Genomic DNA, 21,631 nt, shown 5'->3' on the forward strand with positions numbered 1-21,631 from the left:
AGTGTCAGGGATGGAGTTCTGCGGATCCCGCACTCCGCACGAAGCTGCTTGGGAGACCTGGGATGACGACACCCGATGAACTGGTGCTCTGGTTCGAGAACGTGAAGCGCGGCGACGTAGGTCGCGTTGGTGGAAAGAACGCCTCGCTCGGCGAAATGGTGGCTGCGCTCTCGTCCAGCGGCATCGCCGTACCGCCCGGTTTCGCCACGACTGCCGATGCCTACTGGCTCTATGTCGAGCACAACGACATCCGCCAGCGAATGGAGACCTTGCTCGCCCATTGGCAGGAGGGCAGGGCAAGCCTGCAGGAGACTGGATCTGCCATCCGCGATCTCTTCCTCAAGGGAACCTGGCCCGACCGCATCGCCGACGCGATCACGGGCGCTTATCGCGAGCTCTCGGCACGGGCCGGCAAGCACGAGATCGACGTTGCCGTACGCTCGAGCGCCACGGCTGAGGACCTCGCGGACGCCAGCTTTGCTGGTCAGCAGGAGACCTTCCTCAACATTTCCGGCGAAACCGAACTGCTGAACGCCTGCAGGCGCTGTTATGCCTCGCTCTTTACCGATCGAGCCATTTCCTATCGGCAGACCAAGGGTTTCGATCACATGCAGGTGGCGCTTTCCATCGGCGTGCAGCAGATGGTGCGCTCTGACCTCGGCGGTTCAGGCGTGATGTTCTCGATCGACACCGAGACTGGATTCGACAAGGTCGTGCTGATCAACGCCGCCTGGGGGCTTGGCGAGAACGTCGTGCAGGGTATCGTCGATCCGGACGAGTACCAGGTCTTCAAGCCGCTACTTGCCGATAACGGCTTCTCCCCCATCATCGAGAAGCGCCTCGGCGAAAAGGTCGTGAAGATGGTCTATGCCAAGGGCACGCCCCCGACCCGCAATGTACCGACCTCGAAGGTTGAGCGCCGCGCCTATGTGCTCTCGGACAGCGAGATCCTCGACCTTGCCCGCTGGGCCGTTGCTATCGAGAAACACTATGGCTGCCCGATGGACATGGAATGGGCGCGCGACGGGGAGACCGGACGGATCTTCATCGTCCAGGCCCGGCCCGAGACCGTGCAGTCGCAGCGAACGGCCTCGAGCTTCCAGTCCTACCGCATCGTTCGCAAGGGTCCGCTGATCGCCGCCGGTCTCGCCGTCGGCGATGCGATCGTTTCGGGAACCGTCTGCCTCATCGAGGATGCCCGCGATATCGACAAGTTCGTCGATGGTTCGATTCTCGTTACCAGCACCACCGACCCCGACTGGGTGCCGGTGATGAAGCGTGCCCGGGCGATCATCACAGAGCATGGCGGACGCACCTCTCACGCCGCCATCGTCAGCCGCGAGCTCGGCCTGCCAGCCGTGGTGGGAACGGGCAACGCCACCGAAGTGCTGCACACCGGCCAAGAGGTCACGGTCTCCTGCGCGGAAGGGGACGAGGGCTTCGTTTATGCCGGCGAGGCGGAATACGAGGTCGAGACTCTCGATGTCACCCATCTGCCTGCGACGCAGACGCAGATCATGCTCAACCTTGCCAATCCGGGCGCGGCATTCCGCTGGTGGCGGCTGCCGGCGGACGGCGTCGGCCTGGCGCGCATGGAGTTCATCATCGCCAACACCATCCGGGCCCATCCGATGGCCTTGGTCGGCTACGATCGCCTTGAGAACCAGGGGGCAAAACTCCAGATCGGCTATCTGACCGAAGGCTACGAGGACAAGACCGAATACTTCGTCGACAGACTTTCGCGCGGGCTTGCGCGTCTCGCCGCCGCTGCCCATCCCCGCCCGATCATCGTGCGCATGAGCGACTTCAAGACCAATGAATATGCCGGGCTCCTCGGCGGCGCCGAATTCGAACCCGCCGAGGAGAACCCCATGATCGGCTTCCGGGGCGCCTCGCGCTACTACTCGGAACGTTACCGCAAGGGGTTCGCGCTCGAGTGCCGCGCGATCCATCGCCTGCGCGAGGAGATGGGCTTTTCCAACGTGGTGGTGATGATCCCGTTCTGCCGCTCGGTCGAGGAAGCCGACAGGGTTTTGACCGTGATGGCCGAAAACGGTCTCGAGCGTGGCCGGAACGGCCTCGAAGTATACGTCATGTGCGAGATCCCCTCCAACGTCATCCTGGCAGACGCATTTGCCGAACGGTTCGACGGCTTCTCGATCGGCTCCAACGATCTGACACAGCTGACCCTCGGCGTCGATCGGGATTCGGCCGAGCTCGCCGGGCTGTTCGATGAGCAGGATCCGGCCGTCAAATGGATGATCCACAACGTCATCGATGCGGCCCATGCGGCCGGCGCCAAGATCGGCCTTTGCGGTCAGGCGCCGAGCGACCATCCGCAGTTCGCTCGCTTCCTCGTCGAGTGCGGCATCGACAGCATCTCGGTCAGCCCCGACAGCTTCATCGCCGTCAAGCGAGAGGTCGCCACTGCCGAAGGCGAGCGCGACACCGTGCTTCACCTGCATCGCGGCTGGGAGAGCGGCTGATCCGCACCTCGCAACAACGCTTGACCTGCATCAAGCGGCGCTCCTCCGGAGCGGAAGATGCTGGGCGCACCGAGGCCGAAGGAGAATGATTCCGATGGACCCGCACCGTCTCGCTTATGTTCCTCTTGCCACTTACCCGGAACCGGTACCCGATGAGACGGTACTTACAGTGCTAGACTACGCGGCTGTACTGGGCGCGCGCGTGCACGTCACGGCGTTCGCTGTCGATATCCCGCCTGTCTACACGCCGCTTGCAGGAAGGATCATCAATATTCCCGACATGATCCGCGCAACGGAAGAGGACAGCCGGCAACACTGCAGACGGCTAACGAATCTGGCCGGTGAACGAGCGAAAAGCCTCGCTGTTCCAATAACTTGCTCTATTCAGAAGGCCGTTCCGGGTCAAATGGACGACATTGCGATCGTCAAATCACGCTATTTCGACATATCACTTCTGGCATGGTCGAAAGAACTCGCGGTGCAGGATCTTGCCCAATCGATAGTCTTCGGATCTGGCCGGCCATCAATCCTCTTACCCGCCCGCAAGGCGCCAAGCGAAATCAAGCATGTCGCGATTGCGTGGGATGAAAGTCGCGTAGCCGCCCGCGCTCTGGCTGATTCCGTGCAACTTCTCGGGCACGGTGTCCGAGTCACGGTTCTGACAGTTCACGACGAGAAACCACTGTCCGACCACGGGGTCGCCGCCTCCCTTGCGGCGTTCCTCAAATTGCGCGGAACTGAAGCTGGAGCCGAGAACCTCTCGCTGAACGGCAGGTCCGTGTCTTTTGCGCTGCAAGCGCGGGCGATCGAGATCGACGCTGACCTGCTCGTGATGGGCGCTTACGGCCACTCCCGCATTCGCGATTTCGTTCTTGGCGGCGCAACGACGGGCGTTTTCTCCGACCTGCGCTTGCCGGTTCTGCTTTCGCATTGAACCGGGATGGGATGGTCGGCCGTTCCCTGTGGGTCGGCGGCGCTCGAGGCGCGTCAAACCGCTACGCTATGACGTGCCGCGCCTGCCTCCAGATAGTTGTCGAACCGGGCAGCTATCGAGCGCACGAAGGGGCGCCCGCGTTCGGTCACCGAGAAACGGGTAACGTCAGCTGAAACCAGGCCGTCCTGGTCGGAATTCGCGATAGTCTGCGCGGTTCGAAACAATGCATCGCCGGCGTGCCCATATGCGGCAGTCAGTTCACTGCGCTTGATCTCGAAGCGACAGAGCAGCGATTCGATTGCGGCCCGGTGCAGGCGGTCAGCCTGCGAAAGGGCAAAGCCCCTCGCCGTCGCGGCACCGCCCTGATGGGTGGCCTTCTGGTAATCGCCGGTCGCTGTGATGTTCTGCACATAGCCCTGCGGAAGACTACCAATGGCCGAGGCGCCAAGACCGATGAGGACATCTGCCGCGTCTTCGGTATAGCCCTGGAAGTTGCGCCGCAGATTGCCATTGGCGGCGGCGATGGCGAGGCTGTCCGTCGGTCGAGCGAAATGATCAAACCCGACCGGAACCAGACCGGCCGCCGTCAGCAATTCGCCTGCGAGCTGGGCTTGGGCGAATCGGGCGTGGATGTTGGGCAGTGCCTCTTCCTCGATCATCGTCTGATGCTTCTTCATCCACGGTACATGCGCATAACCGAAGAGCGCGATGCGGTCCGGCGCGAGAGAAAGGATCGTTCGCATCGTCGCCTCAATGCTGGCAAGTGTTTGGTAGGGCAGCCCGTAGAGCGCATCGATGTTGGCCGAGCGGACGCCCCGCGCCCGTACAGCCTCGATGACGTGCGCGGTCTGCTCGAAGCTTTGCAGTCGATTAATCGCGCGCTGCACCTTCGGCTCGAAATCCTGAACGCCGATGCTGGCCCGGGTCAGTCCGAACGCGGCCATGGCATCGTACCGCCCGTCGTCGAGGTCGTTGGGGTCGATCTCGATGCTGATCTGCGCGTCTCTTTCTATGGTGAAGACAGCCGAAAGATGCGCCTTGAGCGCCAGCAGATCCGCGGGCGTCAACATGGTCGGCGAGCCGCCACCCAGATGTATGGCAGTCACCCGCCCGCGCCCGGCGAGTTGCGCGGCGACCCAGTCGATCTCGGCCCGCAGAGCCTCCACATAGCTGGCGATCGGTTCGTAGCGCAGCGTGTGCTTGGTATGGCAGCCGCAGAACCAGCAGAGACGGTCGCAATAGGGAATGTGGAGATAGAGCGAGATCGTCGCTCTCTCCGGGATGTCCCGCAGCCAGCGGCCGTAAGTATCGCTCGTGACGCCCGCATGGAAATGCGGCGCGGTGGGATAGCTGGTGTAGCGGGGGACGGGCGTTGCGTAGCGGTCGACGAGGTCCGCGAAGTCGGAAGTACCGGTTGTCATTTCAGCTCGTTGCCAAAGCAAGGGGATCGGCACCGAAGAGCGCGGCGTGGCCTCCGGTCAGCAGCCAAGCGGTCAGGGCTGCGGCCGCTGCCAGCGAGGCGAGGGTGGTCCGATCAATGCGCAGGCGGGTGCGGCCGAACGTTGCCGCGGCGAAAGGCATGACCGAGGTGGTGGAGGAGATGACGTGCCACTCCGCGCCTAGCCGCCGGCGGGCGCGCCGCTCGGCCATCACCATGCCGAAGGCCGAGAACGCGGCGAGCGCGCCGAAGAGGATGACGCTGCGCAAATCCCCGTTCGGCACCAGATGGCTGCCAGCCCAGAGCAGGAAACCCCAGAGCACGGGGTGGCGGGTGATGGTGGTGACGGCGCCAGGGCGTCGGTCGGCTCGGCGCAGCGAAATGGAGGCCGGATTGGGGCTCGCAAGGCCCGCAATCAGCAGGAAGACGGCGATGGGGCTGAGGACCAGCGGCACCCAGGCCTGCCAGGGCTGTGCGTCCCAGAGTGGCACGTAGTCGAGGCGCAGGGCGGCATGGAAGACCCAGGCGAGAGCCATGAGCGAGACCAGCGAATAGGCGATGAGATAGGTAGGGCGCCCGAGTCTCCCGATGAGTGGCGAGCGAAGCGCCGGAACCGCGGGAACGGAGTGGAGCAGGATGAAGACGGCGAGTGCCGCTAGGAACTGGGTCAAGATGGCGTCTCCGAAGGCCGCGGACAGGATGGCATGGCGTCACGCTATGCCCAACGGGACGGCGCGCGCCTTTGGCCCGGATCAAATCCCATCCCAGTCCCGGCGCGGCTCGTCCTCCTCGTAGAGGATTCGTTCGGCAGCGCCGTCGAGGTCCTCGTATTGGCCGTTGCGCAGCGTCCAGAGGAAGAGGATCAGTCCGCCCGTGCCCAGGATCAGTGAAATGGGAATGAGATAGAAAAAGTCCGTCACGCAGTTGCCTCCGCCGGTAGGAGCGCGGTGTGCGAGCTGCGGCCAGGAAAGGACCAGCCAAGCCGGAGCGCGTTGAGCACAACGACGACAGACGAAGCCGACATGGCAACCGCCGCCAGGAATGGATTGATCAGGCCGATGGTCGCGACCGGGAGAGCCACGGCATTGTAGACGAGCGCGAGCACCAGGTTTTGCCGCACCAGCCGGCTGGCCTCGCGGGCGATCGCGATTGCCTGTGGCACCGCATCGAGATTGTCGCGCAGGAAAACGAGGTCGGCGGCGTTGCGGCCGATGTCGGCCGCGCTTCCGGGTGCCATCGAGACATAGGCCGCAGCAAGCGCTGGCGCGTCATTGAGCCCGTCGCCGACCATCAGCGGCCGTCGCCCCGACGCCGAGAGGGCTGCAAGACGGGCGCTCTTGCCGCCCGGCATCACGCCCGCCGACCGATTGGCGATCCCGAGTGCGTCCCCGACCGCGTCGACGCTTACCGCCTCATCGCCCGAGACGATCTCCAGCGGCATGTCCCCGGCCATCAGAACCTGGATGGCCTCCCGGGCGCCGGCCCGCAGCGCATCGCGGATGTCGAAGTGAGCGAGCAGATCTCCGTCGCGGGCGAACACGGTGCCGGTCGTCCCAGCAGGCCGGGTGAGGGCCCAATCGGCTCGTCCGAGCCGATATTGGGCCCCATTCAGCACGCCCTCTATTCCAGCGCCCGGAACCTCCCGCATGTTGGTAAAGGCGACGGCGATGGTATCGCCGGTCGCAAGCGCGATGGAGCGGGCGTGCGGATGGCGCGAATGGACGGCGAGCCCGCCGGCAAGCGCCAGGGTTTCGGCCGAGATGGCCTCTGCATTGGCAAGCTGTGGTTGGCCGGTGGTCAATGTGCCGGTCTTGTCGAAAACGACGCAGTCGATCTCTGCCAGTCGCTCGAGCGCCGAACCGTCCTTGACCATGATCCCGACATCGAACAGCCGGCGGGCGGCCACCACCTGCACCATCGGCACTGCGAGCCCCAACGCGCAGGGGCAGGTGATGATGAGCACCGCAATGGCGATGGTGACGGCGTTGTGGACGTCGCCGTTGACCGCCATCCAGCCGAGAAAGGTGACGAGCGCGGCAAGATGTACGACCGGGGCATAGACTCCCGCGACGCGGTCCGCGATGCGCCGGTAGCGGCTGCGACCACCTGAGGCGGCTTCCATCAGCCGCAGGAGCTCGGCAAGGGTCGACTCACGCTCGCCCGCTTCGGCCCGAATGGTGAGCGGCCCGGTAAGGTTGAGCGTGCCGGCCTCGAGGCGCGCTCCCGCTTCCATGGGCGCCGGCGCGCTTTCGCCGGTGACGAGGCTGCGGTCGACGTCGGACGAACCGGAGAGGATGGTCGCATCGACCGGGACGCGTTCTCCGGCGGCAAGAAGAATGCGCATGCCCGGTCCGATCTCGCGCAGCGGCAGGTATTCGCGTGTGCCGTCAGCTTGCTCGACGAGCGCCCCGCGCGGGGCCAGCCGGGCGAGGCCCTTGACCGCCGTGCGGGCCCGCTCGCGCATGACGTGGTCGAGCGTACGTCCGATCAGGAGGAAGAACAGCAGGGAAACCGTGGCGTCGTAGTAGACCTCGGTGCCCGAATGGATGGTGTCGTAGACCGAGAGCGCGAAGGCGAGGAACACACCCACCGTGATCGGCACGTCCATGTTGGCGCGCCCGTGCCGCAGCGCCTTCCAGGCCGAGACGTAGAAGACGCGGCCGGAATAGAGGAGAGTCGGCAGGGTCAATCCGGCGCAGATCCAGTGCAACACGTCGCGGGTCGCCGCATCCGCCCCCGACCACACCGAGCCCGAGAGCATCATGATGTTCATCGAGGCAAAGGCCGCGACCGCGAGCGCGCGGACCAAAGCACCGAGCGCCGGATCCTTGCCGTCGTCGCCTGTCTCATACAGATGCGCCTCGTAACCGAGCCGCGCCAGCGTCGCGAACAGCGGTGGCGGGGCTTCACCCTTCCAGCGCACGGCGACACGCTTGGTCGAGAGGTTGACACGCGCGCTCTCCACGCGATCGAGGGCACCAAATGCCTTTTCGATCGCCTGCACGCAGGCCCCGCAATGGATGGAGGGGACGGAGAGGTCCGTCTGGCGGACGCCCTTGTCCACTTCGCGGCTCGAAAGCAGTATCTCGTCAGCCGCCGGGCCGACCCGCTGCGGACCGGCTATCGCTTCGGCGAACACGGGAGGCGGGACGCAGCAGCTCATGGCCTAGTCCCGTACCGCCGCATATGCATGCCAGCTCGCGTGGCCGAGAAGGGGAAAAATGATGACAAGCCCGGCGAGCCCTGTCGCGAGGCTAACCAGCGTCAGGGCGAGCACGATGGCACCCCAGACGAGGAGCGCCGGCAGGTTGTTCCAGACGAGCGACACCGAGCTACCCATGGCCGAGAAGGCATCGAGTCGCCTGTCCAGCAGCATCGGAATGGAAAAGACGCTGACGGCGAAGGCGAAGGCGGCGAAGAGCCCACCGACCGCCGCGCCTGTCGCGAGCATCGCAATGCCGGTAGGTGTGGTGAACAGCATTTCGATGACGCGGTCGAAACCGGGAAATGGGCGCCACCCGAAAAAAAGCGCATAGAGCAGGACCGCAGCGCGCATCCAAACGAGCATGAGCGTCATCAATACTGCGCCGACATAAAAGAGGTGCTGGCCCGGGCTCTGGCGTGGCCAGATCATTGCCGAGAGGTAGACCGGCTCGCCAGCTGCAAGCCGCCGGCTCTTCTCATAAAGGCCGGTGGCGAGGACCGGACCGACGACCAGAAAGCCAGCCAGTGCCGGGAACAGCACCTGCTCCCAACCGAACACGAACATGGCCGAGATGACGATCGCCGAGAGGGTAGCGACGCCGAGGCCGTAGACAAGGCTTGCTCCTGCTTCCGTCCAAAGGTCTTGCCAGCCCGCGGCGAGCCAGCCGAAGGCAACGGTGACCGGCAGACGCCGACGGTGGTCGACGGCGCGCGGGAGCGGGGGAACGGTGGCGGGGATCTGGTGGAATTGCAATGCCATGGAACTCTCCGATCCTTGATCAGCAGGCCGATTTTGCGGCGCGGAAGTTGCCTGGCGCCCCGTGGTCCTTGATATGGTCGACGCAGGCCGGTTGCGTCGCGACGGCCACGTAGACGAGATGCGCATTGGCAACGGCCACGAGCGCGGCGATCGCCAGTAAGGCGCTGATGACCGTGCGCCGCGCGCGGCGCCTGCCAACCGGTCCGCTCATTGCCGGCCCTCGCGCAGATCGAGGACATAGAGCGCCAGCAGCTTGATCTCGGCCGGGGAGAAGCGGGCTTCCCAACTCGGCATCACGCCCTGCCGGCCGCCATAGACGCTGGTGCGGATGGAACGGCGATCTCCACCATAGGTCCAGAAGGGATCGGTGAGGTCGGGGGCGCCCGTCTCCACCATGCCCTTGGCGTCGACGCCATGGCAGCCAGCGCAATTGTCGGCAAAAAGCCGTTCTCCCGTCGCAACGGGCTCGGGCTGCGCCTCGGCGATAGCGGGATCGGAGAGCGTCTCCACATAGGCGACCACCGCATCGATCTCGGCCCTGCCCAGCATGCCGTCGCGCCCGAAGGCCAGCATCTGGGCATAGCGCGTTTCCGGATGAGTTGAGTTGATGCCGACCCGAATGGTTTCGGCGATGGTCTCGGGATCTTCGCCCCACATCATCGGGGCGGCCGCGATGCTGGGATAGCCGGCATTGCCGGTGCCGCCGGCGCTATGGCAAGCCGCACAGTTGTCGGCAAAGAGCGCCTTGCCGGTATCGCGCACGACCGCCATCAGCTCGCCGTCAGCCCCGATCGCGTCGAAATCCTCGCTGGCGATCCGGTCGAGCCAGGCGGCCTTCTCCGCGGCGGCCTCGCTGATCGTCTGCTCGACGGCAACTCTGTGATCGACGCCCAGCAGTCCCCGGAAGTAGCCGCTCACCCCCGGCCAGCTCGGCATCAACAGCGTCCAGATGATCCCGAATGTGGCAAACACCCCGAGGAACAGCCAGACCACCCGCGGCACCGGCGAGTTGAGCTCCTTGATGCCGTTCCACTCGTGTCCGGTCGTCATGTGACCGGTGAACTTGTCGCGTTCGTTCAGTTCCACGGCCGGTCCTCCTCATTGCTGACCGGATTGCGGGCGGCGTTCTCGAAGCGCTTCCTGTTGCTCGGCCAGAAGGCATAGACGAGGACGGCGATGCTGAGCGCGACGAGGTAGAAGAGCCCGAAGGACTTGGAGAAGGCGACCATCGTGTCGTGATCGAAAGGCATGGCTTATTCGGCCTCTGCTGTCTGGGTTGGAGCGGTGGCACCAGTCAGTGTGCCGAGCACCTGCAGATAGGCGACGAGCGCGTCCATCTCCGTCAGCCGTTGGCCCGATGCATCGAAGAGCCGGATATTGGTCGCTTCGCCATAGCGCTCGGCAACGCCCGAGGCTTGAGCACTCTCGGGATTGGCCTGGCCGAAGGCATCGATGCTGGCGTAGGCGATCATCTCGTCGGTATAGGGCACGCCGACCGTGCGCAGCGCCGCCAGGTGGTTTGCGAGATCATCGGTCCGCAGCTGTGTACGCAGCAGCCAGGGATAGGCCGGCATTTTGGACTCGGGCACGAGGTCGCGCGGATTGTCGAGATGGGCGCTGTGCCAGGCATCCGAGTACTTGTTGCCGAGACGGGCTAGATCCGGGCCCGTGCGCTTGGAGCCCCAAAGCATGGGATGATCGTATTGGCTCTCGACGGCCAGCGAATAGGGTCCGTAGCGATCCACCTCGTCGCGGAGCGTGCGGATCATCTGGCTGTGGCACGCGTAGCACCCTTCGCGAATGTAGATGTTGCGTCCCGCGACCTCGAGGGGCGTGTAGATCCGCATGTCGGGCGCTGCCTCGACGGTCTCGTCGATGGTAAAGAGCGGCGCGATCTCGATGAAGCCGCCGATGGAGGCAACGAGCACGATGGCGACCACCATGCCGATCGCGCTACGCTCGAGGTTGTAGTGAAGCCCGAACATGGATGCTTATTCTCCGGCGGCAAGGACAGGTTGTGTAGGCAGGTCGCTGGCAATCTCATCGTCGGCGGAAACTGGCATGAGAATGGTCATGGCGACGTTGTAGGCGGCAACGATGGCGCCGAGCAGGAACAGGAGCCCGCCGACGGCCCGCGCGATGTAGTAGGGGTGCATGGCGACGAGGCTGTCGATGAACGAGTAGGCGAGCGTCCCGTTCTCGGTGTAGGTGCGCCACATCAGGCCTTGGATGACGCCTGAATTCCACATGGCGAAGACGTAGATGACGGTGCCGGCGAGCGCGAGCCAGAAATGGACTTCGACCAGTTTGGCCGAGTAGAGGCGAGGCCGCTTCCACATCCAGGGCGTCAAGGCATAGATCGAGCCGAAGGTGATCATCGCAGCCCAGCCAAGCGCGCCGGCATGCACATGGCCGATGGTCCAGTCGGTATAGTGGGAGAGCGAGTTGACCGCGCGGATCGCCATGAACGACCCCTCGAATGTGGTCAGGCCATAGAAGATCGCCGCCAGCGCCATGAAGCGCAGTACCGCGTCGTCACGAACCTTGTGCCAGGCGCCGTTGAGGGTCATCAGGGCATTGCCCGCCGATGCCCAGGAGGGCACGAGGAGCACCACCGAAAAGGCCATGCCGAGCGTCTGAACCCAGTGAGGCAGGGCAGTATAGTGCAGGTGGTGCGAGCCCGCCCACATGTACATGAACGTGATGCCCCAGAAGCTGATGATCGAGAGGCGATAGGAGAAGATCGGCCGCCCGGCGCGCTTGGGCAGGTAGTAGTACATCATGCCCAGGAACCCGGCGGTCAGGAAGAATGCCACGGCATTGTGCCCGTACCACCACTGGGTCATGGCGTCCTGCACGCCAGAGAACAGCGAATAGGATTTGGCGCTGCCCAGCGACACCGGTACGGCCAAATTGTTGACGATGTGAAGGATCGCCACCACAAGGATGAAGGCCATGTAGTACCAGTTGGCCACGTAGATGTGCGGCTCCTTGCGCCGCGCGAGCGTTCGCAGGTAGATGGCGAAATAGACGACCCAGACGATGACCAGCCAGATATCGGCGTACCACTCTGGCTCGGCATATTCCTTGGATTGGGTCAGGCCCATCAAATAGCCGCTTGCCGCGAGCACGCAGAAGAGGTTGTAACCCAGCAGCACGAACCAGGGGCTCAACTGGTCGGGCAGGCGTGCGCGTGTCGTGCGCTGGAGGACGTGGAAGGACGTGGCGATAAGCGCGTTGCCGCCGAAGCCGAAGATGACGCCGCTGGTATGGACCGGACGCAGGCGTCCAAAGCTGGCCCAGGCGGCATCGAAGGTGAACTCGGGGAAGGCGAGGAGCGCAGCCACCCAGAAGCCGGCGGCCATGCCGACCACCCCCCAGATGAGGGTGAGGACGATGCCGGCCTTGGTGGGGCCGTCGTAGTAGTGGTGGAGCCGCTCGGCAGCAGGTTCGGGCAGGTCGAAGCGCCGCGCCACGGCAATGCAACCGAAGAGGCCAGCGGCCAGGATAACCCAGCCATGAACTCCGAGCGGATCACTACGTCCGGCGATCGCCATGGCCAGGCCCGTTGCCGTCAGGCCCGAAAGAATGGTCAAGGCCCAGCGCCGCTCGGTGCGCGTCAGGTCGGCAATCATAGTCGGCAGTCCCCCTACGGATGAGAGCAATTCCGTTGGCTCACGCCTAAAGGGAAAGCGCGCGCAGTCTTTGATCTGGCTCAAAGATCGACGCTGAACGCTGTTGCGACCCCGGACATGGGTCCGGAAGCAGCTTGTTTGACCTACGACAAAGTGGTGCGGCGGCGATGGCGTTAGATAGATGCGTCGAAGCCAGTCCTTCGGCGGGTTCAGGTCGTTGCCATCAAGGAGACTCTGTCGTGTCAGGTCAGCTTCAGAAGCTGGACGTGCGCATCGTGCCGAGGGCCGAGCGTCACCCCCGTATTTTCGTCCTCGCAAAGTCGCTCGCGCCGGGCGACGCCTTCGTCATCGTCAATGACCATGACCCGGTCCCGCTTCGCTACCAGCTCCAGGTCGAATATCCAGGCCGGTTCTCCTGGACCTACCTGGAGCAGGGGCCCGAAGTCTGGCGGGTGGAGCTCTGCCGTCAACTGCCGGCCTGACACTCGAAGAGCCCGCGCGGCACTGTCACTACACGGAGCTATCTATGGACGACCTCGAACTCGATGTGCGCCCCATACTGCGGGGCGGCGGCGAGCCCTTCGCCGCCATCATGGCGGCGGTGGGTCGGCTTCAGCCCGGCCAAAAGCTGAGGCTGGTGGCAACCTTCAAGCCGATCCCACTTTTCCAGGTCATGGCCCGCCGGGGCTACGAGAGCGCGCCGCGCCACCTTGAAGGGGGAGACTGGGAGGTCGTCTTTTCACCGTCCGCCGTTTCCGGCGAGGCGGGTGATGGTTCGGGCCTCGATGAGGTCGATACGCTACATTGGCCGGATCCTGTCCGCTATCTCGATTGTACCGAACTCGATCCGCCTCGACCTATGGTCGATATCCTGGCCGCCCTCGAGGAGATGCAAGCCGGCGAGGTGCTCTTTGCCTTGCTCGGCCGCGAGCCGGTCTTCCTGATTCCCGAGTTGCGCAATCGCGGTCACGCCTGGGTCGGCAATTTCGACGAATCGGGGGCCACTTACAGGCTGCTGGTGTGTGTTGCGGGCGGAGGGCAGGCATGAGCGGGACCGAAGCGCTCGCCGATGCGATCCGTCATCGACCCGGAGTTCGGGGTGAACACTGTCGATCTTAGCCTGATCTACGCTGTCACCGTCGGCAGGGTGGTGGTGCCGTGCCCACAAAGATGACGACGACGGCGCGCCTGCCGACGTCGGCTGGTTGCCAACGACGTAACGCTCAGGCCCGGTCGCGCCGTCTTCTCGTCAGAGCCGGCACGTATTCGAGGACGTAAAGGCCAAAGCCCGCCATCCAGCAGATGCCGCTCAAAGCCAGCAGTTCCTGGGTCAGCTCGGGCAGGATTGCTGTCAATGGCCGCGACAGCGCGGCCGTCAGCACCAGCAGATATGAAATGCCCGTCGTCGGGCTCGCCGCCAGCTCAAGCCCGGTATGACCACGCGTGGCGCGACTCATGATGGCCAGCGTCATCACGCCGATGCCGCCGGCAGTAAAGACGTGCAGGGCCGCGACGGGCTCAATCCAGCCGAACTGGGCCATACCGGTGATGAGGAACCCGAGCGGCACAAACGCGTAACCGACGTGGAGCACAAGCACCAGGGCTTCCGCGCCCGTCTGCCAGCCTTGCCAGCGGGCGAGCCGCACGGCGTGCAGCGAGCCGGCCAGCGCGCACGCCGCCCCCGTCAACGGCGTTCCCGGCAGGAGGACCCAGAGCACCAGGGCAACGACGCCGGTAAGAAGGGTCGCTGTGTCGAAGTGAGCATAGGGCGCCGGCAGCGAGATGGCGTGCCGCTTGGCGAGCCAGTTGCGGGTAAAGCTCGGGACGACGCGCCCGCCGATGATGCTGATCAACATGACGTAGGCGCCGACCGCCAACCTGTTGGCGACGGCGACATCGCCGCCACGTGCGACCATCAGGTGAAACACGATATTGGCGATTGCGAGGGCCGACAGACCCGCGAGCACCTTCAGGTCCTTCCACTTGCGCCCCACAATGATCTCGCGTGCGCAGATGGCCAGCAGTAGGGGCAGGAATGCGGCATCGATGGTGATGGAAGGGCCGATGCCGAGTTCGTCGGGAAGCAGCAGTGCGAGCCTGCCGGCGATCCACACGAGGACGAGCCCCACCAGCGGCCATCCCGAAACGGGCAGGCGCCCCGTCCAGTTGGGGGCCGCTGTCAGCAGGAAACCGGCGAGTGCCGCCGAGGAATAGCCAAAGAGCATCTCGTGGGCATGCCAGGCCGGCGCGCCGTAGCTGCCGCCAACCTCTGCCGCACCCGATAGTGCGGCAATCCACAAGCCCATGGCGGCGACCGCCCAGATGCCCGCGAGGAGGAAGAACGGCCGAAAGCCGTAGGAGAACAGTGCCGGCCCGGTACTGGCGATCCCGCGCGGGACGGGCTTTCTCTTGTCTGCGATGTCGGTGGTTGCCATGCAGGAGCTCCTCGAATTCACATCCGAATTGCCCTACATGCCCGCCACGGCACGTTCCTTGACCTGGCGCAACGACGCGGACGAAAGCTATTCGCCGCCTTTGGCGAGGGTCGCCAGCGCGCCCCTGTCGCGCACGACGAGTTTCTGTCTGCCGCCCTCGACGAAGCCTCGCGCTTCCCATCCGCTGAGGATGCGCGAAACCGTATGCAACGTAGTTCCAGTCATTTCTGCGATGTCCTGGCGCGTGATGGGGAAGTCTATGCGCACGCCATCGCCATCGGGCTTGCCGGCCTTTTCAGCCAGGCGAAGCACGGCGTGGGCGACGCGCCGCTCGACCGCCTCGGTCGCCATCTCGCGGATGCGCACATGCGCCTCCTGCAGACGCTGGCCCATCGACTGCATGGCGTTGACGACGAGGTTCGGATTCTTCTCGACGAGTTCCTCCCACAGTGTGTCGGGCCAGGAGAGGACAAGGCTCTCGGCGGCCGCCACCGGCGTTCCTGGGTAGTCGTCGCGCTGGAGCGCCTTGGCGAAGCCGAAGATGTCGCCAGGGTGGACCATGCGCACAATGATCTGCTGCCCGTCAGGCGTGACCTGCATGACCTTGAGTCGGCCATGCAGGAGCAGGAAGAACGCTGTCGCCTTCTGCCCCTGCTCGAATACCGCTTCCCCGGCAGGCACACGACGGACGGTTGCCTGGTCCAGCATTCGGTCGAGATCGGCATCGCTCATTCGGGCAAACAGCGGCAGCGCCCGCACCAGGCTGCGATCAATTCCGGCCACGGCAGGGCTTCCATCGTTAGTCCGCGCTTGGACATATAGGATAGTTGCTGAGCGGGGCACTCGGCAATCCGCCGCAGTCAGCCGCCGAAGCCGGCCGCCAGAAGAATCTGCTCCAGCCAACTATGCCGACGCACCAACCTGAACCCGAGATTGTCGGGGGGTATGCCGACAGAGCATCCCCCGCTCTTGGCGTCGCGGATGAAGAAACTCATCGAGGCGCGATGCTGGCCGTCGAGCACACGGATGGTGCAGGCCGGTACCTCGCTGAGGACAGTACTCTCGGCATCAATGTGCACGCGCCGGTGGCAGGTCTGCGTCCACTCCCAGACATTGCCCCCCATGTCGGCGATGCCATTGGCGTTGATCCCGAAGCTGCCGAGCGGTTGTGGAACGCGGCTAGCATCAGTCTCGCGTGCCGCCTCCTTCTCGTACTTGGCGAGCCACAGTGCGGCGGGATCGTCGGTTGCCGCGATCCCCAGTGCCTCCGCCTCGAAGGTTTGCCCGGCGGCATAGGCCCATTCGCGATCGGTCGGCAGCTCCCAGTGTTCTCCGGTGCGCCCGCTGAGCCAGACGGCGTACGTAGTGGCGTCTTCGTAATTGACGCCGGTCACAGGTACATCACCCCCGCCGGCAAGCCGCGGCTCGGCAGGCTCGCAGGCTCCTTCGGCGACGCAAAGCGCATAGTCGGCGAGGCGCACCTGGTATTTCATGATCGCCACCGGCTGCAGCTCGACTGTCATCATCGGGGCGTCGATTGCCCGCTCGTCGCGAAAGAAGTGACCTTCGGGGCGGTAGGTGAAGCTGCCCGCCGGGATCACGACGGTTTCGGGAGAGGCAACGGTGGCTGGCCGTATCGCGAACGTAAACGCTCCCAGTTGAACCGCGACCAGCACCAGCCCACAGGCAAGGAGCAAGGCCGGCAGCAGCAGGGACTTGGCAGCATTCTCGATCGGGTGGGTCACGGCAGCCACGGGGTGCCTCATCAATGAAAAGTGGCTGCACGACCGGTCATGCCGTGCAGCCCAGTTGCGGCCGATCAGAGCGGGTTAGGGGCGTAGACGCTCGTCATCAGATCGTCGTTCCACTCGCCGGTCACCTTGAGGTGAGCGGCCGCGCCGAGTTCGAATGCCTCGATCAGGTTGTGGTTGACGTAGGCATAGACCCCCGGCTGGAGGAAGGTGTAGAGCGCTGCGCCGGCTGTTCCACCCGGAATCAGCCAGGTCTCGAGGTCCACCTCTGGCCGGTTGCGGAACTTGCCGGTCGCCCAGACATAGTCGCCATGGCCGCCGATCAAGTGAGGCCGCGTGTCGCGAGTGGCCACGGCATGGACGATCAGCACCCGCTCGCCGACGGCAGCAGTCAGGGCGTTTTCGCCGGTCAGCGCACCGACCTTGCCGTTGAACACCACATGGCTGGGGGTCAGCTTGCGCATCACGTCGAGCGTGTCGGCATAGCCGTCGCCGATGCTCTCGTAGCTCTTGAAGTTGCCCGCTTCGTCGCGTGGAACGTAGAAATCCTGCTCGCCGATGTAGAAGACACGGTCGTAGGCAAGGGGGTTGCCCTCGTGGTCCTTCAGACCGTCGCGCGGCAGCACCATGATGGCGCCGTTCATACCCGAGGTCACGTGCCAGGGCACCATGCCTTCGTGGGCGCAATGATAGACGAAGACGCCGGCCCGCGTTGCCTTGAAGCGCAGCACCGCCTTCTCGCCCGGGTTGATATTGGTCAGCCCGGCACCGCCAAGCGCACCCGTCGCGGCGTGGAAGTCGATGTTGTGCGGCATCATATTCGCCTCGGGGTTAACGAGGGTCAGCTCCACATAGTCGCCCTCGTGCACCACCATCAGCGGACCAGGCACCGAACCATTAAAGGTCATCGCCCAGAGCTTGGTGCCCTCGTAGTCGACCTCGTGCAGCTTCTCCTCGATCGTGAGGGTGAACTCGACGATCTTGGGCCCCCCGCTGGCAATCTGCTCATGCGGGTGCGCAAAAGGCGGTGGAAGCAGTTCGACCTTCTCGCGCCGGAGCGTGCTCAGATCCACCGGTGCGGCTTCGGCTTCCTGGGCGGCCGCGGGCAACATTGTGCTGAGCTGGGCCACGGTGCCAGCGGCCATCGCGCCCACAAGTAAAGCCCGGCGCGTAACTCCGTGTATATTTGTCATTCTTATCTCCATGGCTGCCGGTAGGAACGCCCTTACCTGCAGGATGGAAAATATAGCAGCTGTGGCTAGCATCTTTGATCTGGAGCAAAGTCGTTTGCCTTTGTCGACGGCTGTCAGTTTTCGCCTTTTTGTTTGATTTGGATCAACGTGACAGCAGGGCGTGATTCACTAGGTGTGCCGGCCGGAGAGGTTTCTCGACGGCCTGCATACAAGGAGAACAGCAATGCGAAACATTTTCGGGGTCGGTATCGCGGGGGCTGCGATCGCGCTATTTGCCGCTATGCCGGCAGTGGCCGCCAACTATGAGGTGCAGATGCTCAACAAGGGCGCGACGGGCACAATGGTCTTCGAACCCGCGTTCGTGCAGATCCAGCCGGGCGATACGGTGACGTTCGTTCCGACGGACAAGGGCCACAATGTCGAAACCATTGCCGGCATGCTGCCGGTTGGCGCAGAGGCGTTCAAAAGCGGGTTCAATGAAGAGGTCACGGTCACCTTCGACGTGCCAGGCGCCTATGGCATAAAATGCACGCCGCACTTCGCCATGGGCATGGCCGCACTGATCCTGGTTGGTGACGATCCCGCCAATCTCGAAGAGGTGAAGGCAACGTCGGTACCCAAAAAGGTCGAAGAGCGCTTCGGCGCCGTCTATGCCGAACTCGGTCTCTGACGCAGCGTCTGATGAAGAATGTCGGCCCCGCGGCACTCCGCGGGGCTTGTTTAAATGGTGATGGCCTTGCCCGAGGTCGGGCCTACAGTGATGACTCGCTAGTTTGGCATGATCACACCATCGAGTTCTCGCCAATGCCGAATTGAGCAGGATCAATCCATCGTCTGCAGACCCATGCTCGGTTGGAGTTTTCCTCCGGGAGGACGCCATGAGCTCCTATAGCAGATACGCCGAGGCGTTGGGCAGGGTGAACGCTCCAGTCGCCACCCTGTTCGACTTCCTCGACGACCAGTCGAACCTCTCCGCCCACATGAGCAAGCCGTCGGGCATGATGCTCGGCTCGACCATGGAAATCTACATGGACGCCGATCGCACGCGCCGGGTCGGCTCGAAATTTGGGTTCAGCGGACGCCTGTTAGGCGTGCCGCTGGCGGTGGCAGAAGTCGTCATCGCCCGCGACCCCCCGATCAGCAAGCGCTGGGAGACGATGACGGAGCCCCGGCTCTGGGTCATCGGCCGGTACGAGATGGGGTTCCGGCTGACGCCCGAGCGAGACGGAACCAGGCTGCAGGTGGACATAAGCTACGACCTGCCGGCGCGGGGACTGCCGCGCGCTCTCGGCCTCCTGTTTGGCGGCATCTATGCCCACTGGTGCACGCGGCAGATGGTTTCCGATGCGCGCGCGCATTTCGCACATCCGGGATTGGCCCGGGCGTCTTAGCTAGTTCTGCACCGCCGGCTGCAGCGAAGCTGCCGCGGCAGTTTGCTCTGTCCGGCCAATCCCCTCCAGCCGCAGACGCTTGAGCAGGAGCGCGTTGACTGCCACAAGAGCAGAACTGCCCGACATGGCAAGCGCCGCGACCTGCGGGCTGAGCAGGAATGGATAAAGCACTCCCGCCGCGATCGGGAAGGCAATGAGGTTGTAGCCGATGGCCCACCAGAGATTCTGGTGCATCTTGCGCAGCGTCGCCTTCGACAGGATCATCGCGCCGACGACGTCGTAGGGGTCGCTCTTCATCAGCACCACGTCGGCGCTTTCGATCGCAACGTCCGTACCAGCCCCGATGGCAAAACCGACGTCGGCCTGCGTCAAGGCCGGTGCGTCGTTGACGCCGTCGCCGACCATGCCGACCATCAACCCCTGCTCCTGCAGCTGCCTGATCTTTTCCGCCTTCTGTCCAGGCAGGACATCGGCGAGGATGATGTCGATCCCCAGCATGCCGGCAATCCGCTTGGCTGTGCCTTCGTTGTCGCCGGTAAGCATGGCGATCCGCACGCCGTGTTCGTGAAGCCTGGCGATCGTTGCGGCGGAGGTTGGACGCGGCGCATCGGCGACCGTTATGAGACCGTCCAGACGGCCGGCACGCGCGACATAGGTCACGGTGCGGCCTTCGCCCATAAGAGCTTCTACACGGGCAAAGAGATCGCCCATCTCGACGGCATTCTCATCCATCAGGCGCCGGTTGCCGATCAGCACAGTCGCGTTCTCGACCTGCGCACTGGCGCCGCGCCCATCCATATAGTGGAACCGGCGCAGGTCCGGCCAGACCAGACCTTCGGCCCGCTCGCGGATGGCCAGTGCAATGGGATGATCGGAATTCTCTTCGACGGCTGCAGCGAGGGCGAGCAGGTGGTCTTTGCTAATGCCTGCGGCAGGCACGACGTCTATCACCTTGGGCTGGCCCATGGTGAGCGTGCCGGTCTTGTCGAAGACAATCACGTTGAGTTTGGTGGCTTGCTCGAGCGCGGAAGCGTTCTTGAAGAGGATGCCGTGAGTGGCGCCCAGCCCTGTTCCGACCATCACTGCCATTGGGGTGGCGAGACCCAGGGCGTCCGGGCAGGCGATAACGAAGACGGTGATGGTGAGGGTGAGCGCAAAGAGGAGCGGCTGGCCCATACCCCAGAACCACACCACGAATGTCAGCAGGCCGATGACGATGGCGGCGAGCACCAGCCACTGCGAGGCGCGGTCGGCGAGTAGTTGCGCGGGCGCTTTGGAGTTCTGCGCCTCCTGCACCAGCTTGACCATCTGGGCCAGGGCCGTATCGGCCCCGACCTTAGTCGAGCGATAACGCAGAGTGCCGCTCTTGTTGATGGACGCCCCGATCACCTGGTCGCCGACCGTCTTGGTCACCGGCAGCGACTCTCCGGTCAGCATCGATTGATCGACGGTCGACTCTCCCTCGATCACCTCCCCGTCGACCGGCAGTTTGTTGCCGGGCCTGAGCACGACGATGTCGCCGACCACCACTCCGGAAGTGGCAACTTCGATCTCCCGCCCGTCACGCAGCACCGTCGCCTTTGGCGGGGCGAGGTCGAGCAAGGCCCTTATCGCGGCCGATGCGCCGGCGCGCGCGCGCATTTCGAGCCAGTGGCCGAGGAGGATGAAAACCAGCAGCACCGACGCAGCCTCGTAGAACTGCTCGCCTCCGTAGATGAACGTCGAGCCGACGCTGAACAGGTAGCCGGTGCCGACGCTGAGCATGACCAGCACCGCCATGTTGAGGATGCCGTTGCACAGGGCCCGCACCGCGGCGACAAGGAACGGCCACACCGGCCAGAGAATTGCCGCGCTCGCCAGGACGAACATGGTGACGTCCATGCTGAGCCCGAACGGTGGCTCGAACACCGGCGGCGCCAGGCCCATGGGATCAAGCGCGAAGATGGGAAGCGTGAACAAGAGGCTCACGAGGAACCGGTTGCGCATGTCACGCACCATCTCATCCATGCTCATGCCGGCACCATGGCCCATCTCATGGGCCATCGGATCATGACTCGGGGCTGGAGCGGCCGGTTTGGTATCGGATCCGGCGTGCCCGGCATGCACATGCCCGGCATGTGCATGAGCCGCTTCACCCGTCTGAGTCGGTTCGACCAGCCTTTCACCGGGAACGCAAACGTGCCTCGGGGCGACCTCTCCGCGGCAGTGGAAGCCGCAGGCGCGGACCTGCTCGGCGAGGCGTTCAGGATTGGTGATGGTCTCGTCGAAGTCGACGCTGACCGTGCTCGAGCCGGCGTTGATGGCGACACGGTCGACCCCGTCGAAGGATGTCAAACGTTTTTCCACGGCGGCAAAGCCGAGAATGCTGAGGAGGTCGGCGACATCGAGTGTGACCGTCTTCATC

Annotated in this window: 21 protein-coding genes; 6 read left to right on the forward strand and 15 right to left on the reverse strand. The window is 64.3% G+C overall.

Translation table 11 applies throughout. From position 1 onward, the window contains the following. Positions 1–62 precede the first annotated feature (62 nt). Positions 63–2,486, forward strand: a complete 2,424-nt coding sequence (gene ppsA / locus QQK18_RS19295) for a phosphoenolpyruvate synthase (protein ID WP_284341991.1) — start codon at positions 63–65, stop codon at positions 2,484–2,486. Positions 2,487–2,580: 94 nt separating this feature from the next. Beyond that, positions 2,581–3,420, forward strand: coding sequence for a universal stress protein (locus QQK18_RS19300; protein WP_284341992.1), 840 nt, complete (start codon positions 2,581–2,583; stop codon positions 3,418–3,420). 53 nt (positions 3,421–3,473) lie between these two features. Here the strand turns inward: QQK18_RS19300 and hemN are convergent, their stop codons facing one another. The 10 genes from hemN to ccoN all read right to left on the reverse strand — a co-directional run bounded on the left by hemN (position 3,474) and on the right by ccoN (position 12,457). Beyond that, a complete protein-coding gene (hemN, locus tag QQK18_RS19305; RefSeq protein ID WP_284341993.1) occupies positions 3,474–4,841 on the reverse strand; it encodes an oxygen-independent coproporphyrinogen III oxidase in 1,368 nt (455 codons plus the stop codon). A gap of 1 nt (position 4,842) precedes the next feature. Then, positions 4,843–5,529 carry an NnrU family protein gene (locus QQK18_RS19310; protein ID WP_284341994.1) on the reverse strand — a complete coding sequence of 229 codons (687 nt, stop codon included), beginning with the start codon at positions 5,527–5,529 and terminating at the stop codon, positions 4,843–4,845. Positions 5,530–5,610: 81 nt separating this feature from the next. Beyond that, entirely contained in the window at positions 5,611–5,778 is a 168-nt protein-coding gene (gene ccoS / locus QQK18_RS19315) for a cbb3-type cytochrome oxidase assembly protein CcoS (protein ID WP_284341995.1), read from the reverse strand. After that, complete coding sequence (locus QQK18_RS19320; protein WP_284341996.1) at positions 5,775–8,021, reverse strand: heavy metal translocating P-type ATPase; 2,247 nt, start codon at positions 8,019–8,021, stop codon at positions 5,775–5,777. The genes ccoS and QQK18_RS19320 overlap by 4 nt, the downstream gene beginning before the upstream one ends. Positions 8,022–8,024: 3 nt before the next feature. Next, positions 8,025–8,822 (reverse strand): DUF2189 domain-containing protein, encoded by a 798-nt coding sequence (locus tag QQK18_RS19325; protein WP_284341997.1) that lies wholly within the window; start codon positions 8,820–8,822, stop codon positions 8,025–8,027. Between the two features lie 19 nt (positions 8,823–8,841). Beyond that, entirely contained in the window at positions 8,842–9,033 is a 192-nt protein-coding gene (locus tag QQK18_RS19330; protein ID WP_284341998.1) for a hypothetical protein, read from the reverse strand. Further along, positions 9,030–9,908, reverse strand: a complete 879-nt coding sequence (ccoP, locus tag QQK18_RS19335) for a cytochrome-c oxidase, cbb3-type subunit III (protein ID WP_284341999.1) — start codon at positions 9,906–9,908, stop codon at positions 9,030–9,032. Before ccoP ends, QQK18_RS19330 begins: the two co-directional genes overlap by 4 nt. Continuing rightward, positions 9,899–10,072, reverse strand: a complete 174-nt coding sequence (locus QQK18_RS19340; protein WP_284342000.1) for a cbb3-type cytochrome c oxidase subunit 3 — start codon at positions 10,070–10,072, stop codon at positions 9,899–9,901. Before QQK18_RS19340 ends, ccoP begins: the two co-directional genes overlap by 10 nt. 3 nt (positions 10,073–10,075) lie before the next feature. After that, a complete protein-coding gene (gene ccoO / locus QQK18_RS19345; RefSeq protein ID WP_284342001.1) occupies positions 10,076–10,807 on the reverse strand; it encodes a cytochrome-c oxidase, cbb3-type subunit II in 732 nt (243 codons plus the stop codon). Between the two features lie 6 nt (positions 10,808–10,813). Then, positions 10,814–12,457, reverse strand: a complete 1,644-nt coding sequence (ccoN, locus tag QQK18_RS19350) for a cytochrome-c oxidase, cbb3-type subunit I (protein WP_284342002.1) — start codon at positions 12,455–12,457, stop codon at positions 10,814–10,816. Between the two features lie 239 nt (positions 12,458–12,696). Between ccoN and QQK18_RS19355 the strand changes: the two genes are divergently transcribed. Continuing rightward, positions 12,697–12,939, forward strand: a complete 243-nt coding sequence (locus QQK18_RS19355) for a DUF2249 domain-containing protein (RefSeq protein WP_284342003.1) — start codon at positions 12,697–12,699, stop codon at positions 12,937–12,939. 44 nt (positions 12,940–12,983) lie between these two features. Then, positions 12,984–13,505, forward strand: coding sequence for a DUF2249 domain-containing protein (locus QQK18_RS19360; protein ID WP_284342004.1), 522 nt, complete (start codon positions 12,984–12,986; stop codon positions 13,503–13,505). Positions 13,506–13,680: 175 nt separating this feature from the next. On the opposite strand, the gene QQK18_RS19365 is transcribed toward QQK18_RS19360, so the two are convergent. The 4 genes from QQK18_RS19365 to nirK form a co-directional block, all read right to left on the reverse strand. Continuing rightward, a complete protein-coding gene (locus QQK18_RS19365) occupies positions 13,681–14,892 on the reverse strand; it encodes an NnrS family protein (RefSeq protein WP_284342005.1) in 1,212 nt (403 codons plus the stop codon). 87 nt (positions 14,893–14,979) lie between these two features. After that, a complete protein-coding gene (locus QQK18_RS19370; protein ID WP_379995935.1) occupies positions 14,980–15,624 on the reverse strand; it encodes a Crp/Fnr family transcriptional regulator in 645 nt (214 codons plus the stop codon). Between the two features lie 128 nt (positions 15,625–15,752). Next, positions 15,753–16,646: an SUMF1/EgtB/PvdO family nonheme iron enzyme gene (locus tag QQK18_RS19375; RefSeq protein ID WP_284342007.1), complete on the reverse strand. Its 894-nt coding sequence runs from the start codon at positions 16,644–16,646 to the stop codon at positions 15,753–15,755. Between the two features lie 65 nt (positions 16,647–16,711). Next, on the reverse strand, positions 16,712–17,836 hold the full coding sequence (nirK, locus tag QQK18_RS19380) for a copper-containing nitrite reductase (RefSeq protein WP_284342008.1): 1,125 nt from the start codon (positions 17,834–17,836) through the stop codon (positions 16,712–16,714). Positions 17,837–18,059: 223 nt separating this feature from the next. On the opposite strand from nirK, the gene QQK18_RS19385 reads away from it, so the two are divergent. Further along, on the forward strand, positions 18,060–18,506 hold the full coding sequence (locus QQK18_RS19385; protein ID WP_284342009.1) for a pseudoazurin: 447 nt from the start codon (positions 18,060–18,062) through the stop codon (positions 18,504–18,506). A gap of 208 nt (positions 18,507–18,714) precedes the next feature. Then, complete coding sequence (locus QQK18_RS19390; protein WP_284342010.1) at positions 18,715–19,227, forward strand: SRPBCC family protein; 513 nt, start codon at positions 18,715–18,717, stop codon at positions 19,225–19,227. On the opposite strand, the gene QQK18_RS19395 is transcribed toward QQK18_RS19390, so the two are convergent. Next, entirely contained in the window at positions 19,228–21,630 is a 2,403-nt protein-coding gene (locus tag QQK18_RS19395) for a heavy metal translocating P-type ATPase (protein WP_284342011.1), read from the reverse strand. Between the last annotated feature and the right edge of the window lies 1 nt (position 21,631).

It is taken from the genome of Devosia nitrariae (assembly GCF_030160115.1).
Lineage (GTDB): Bacteria > Pseudomonadota > Alphaproteobacteria > Rhizobiales > Devosiaceae > Devosia > Devosia nitrariae.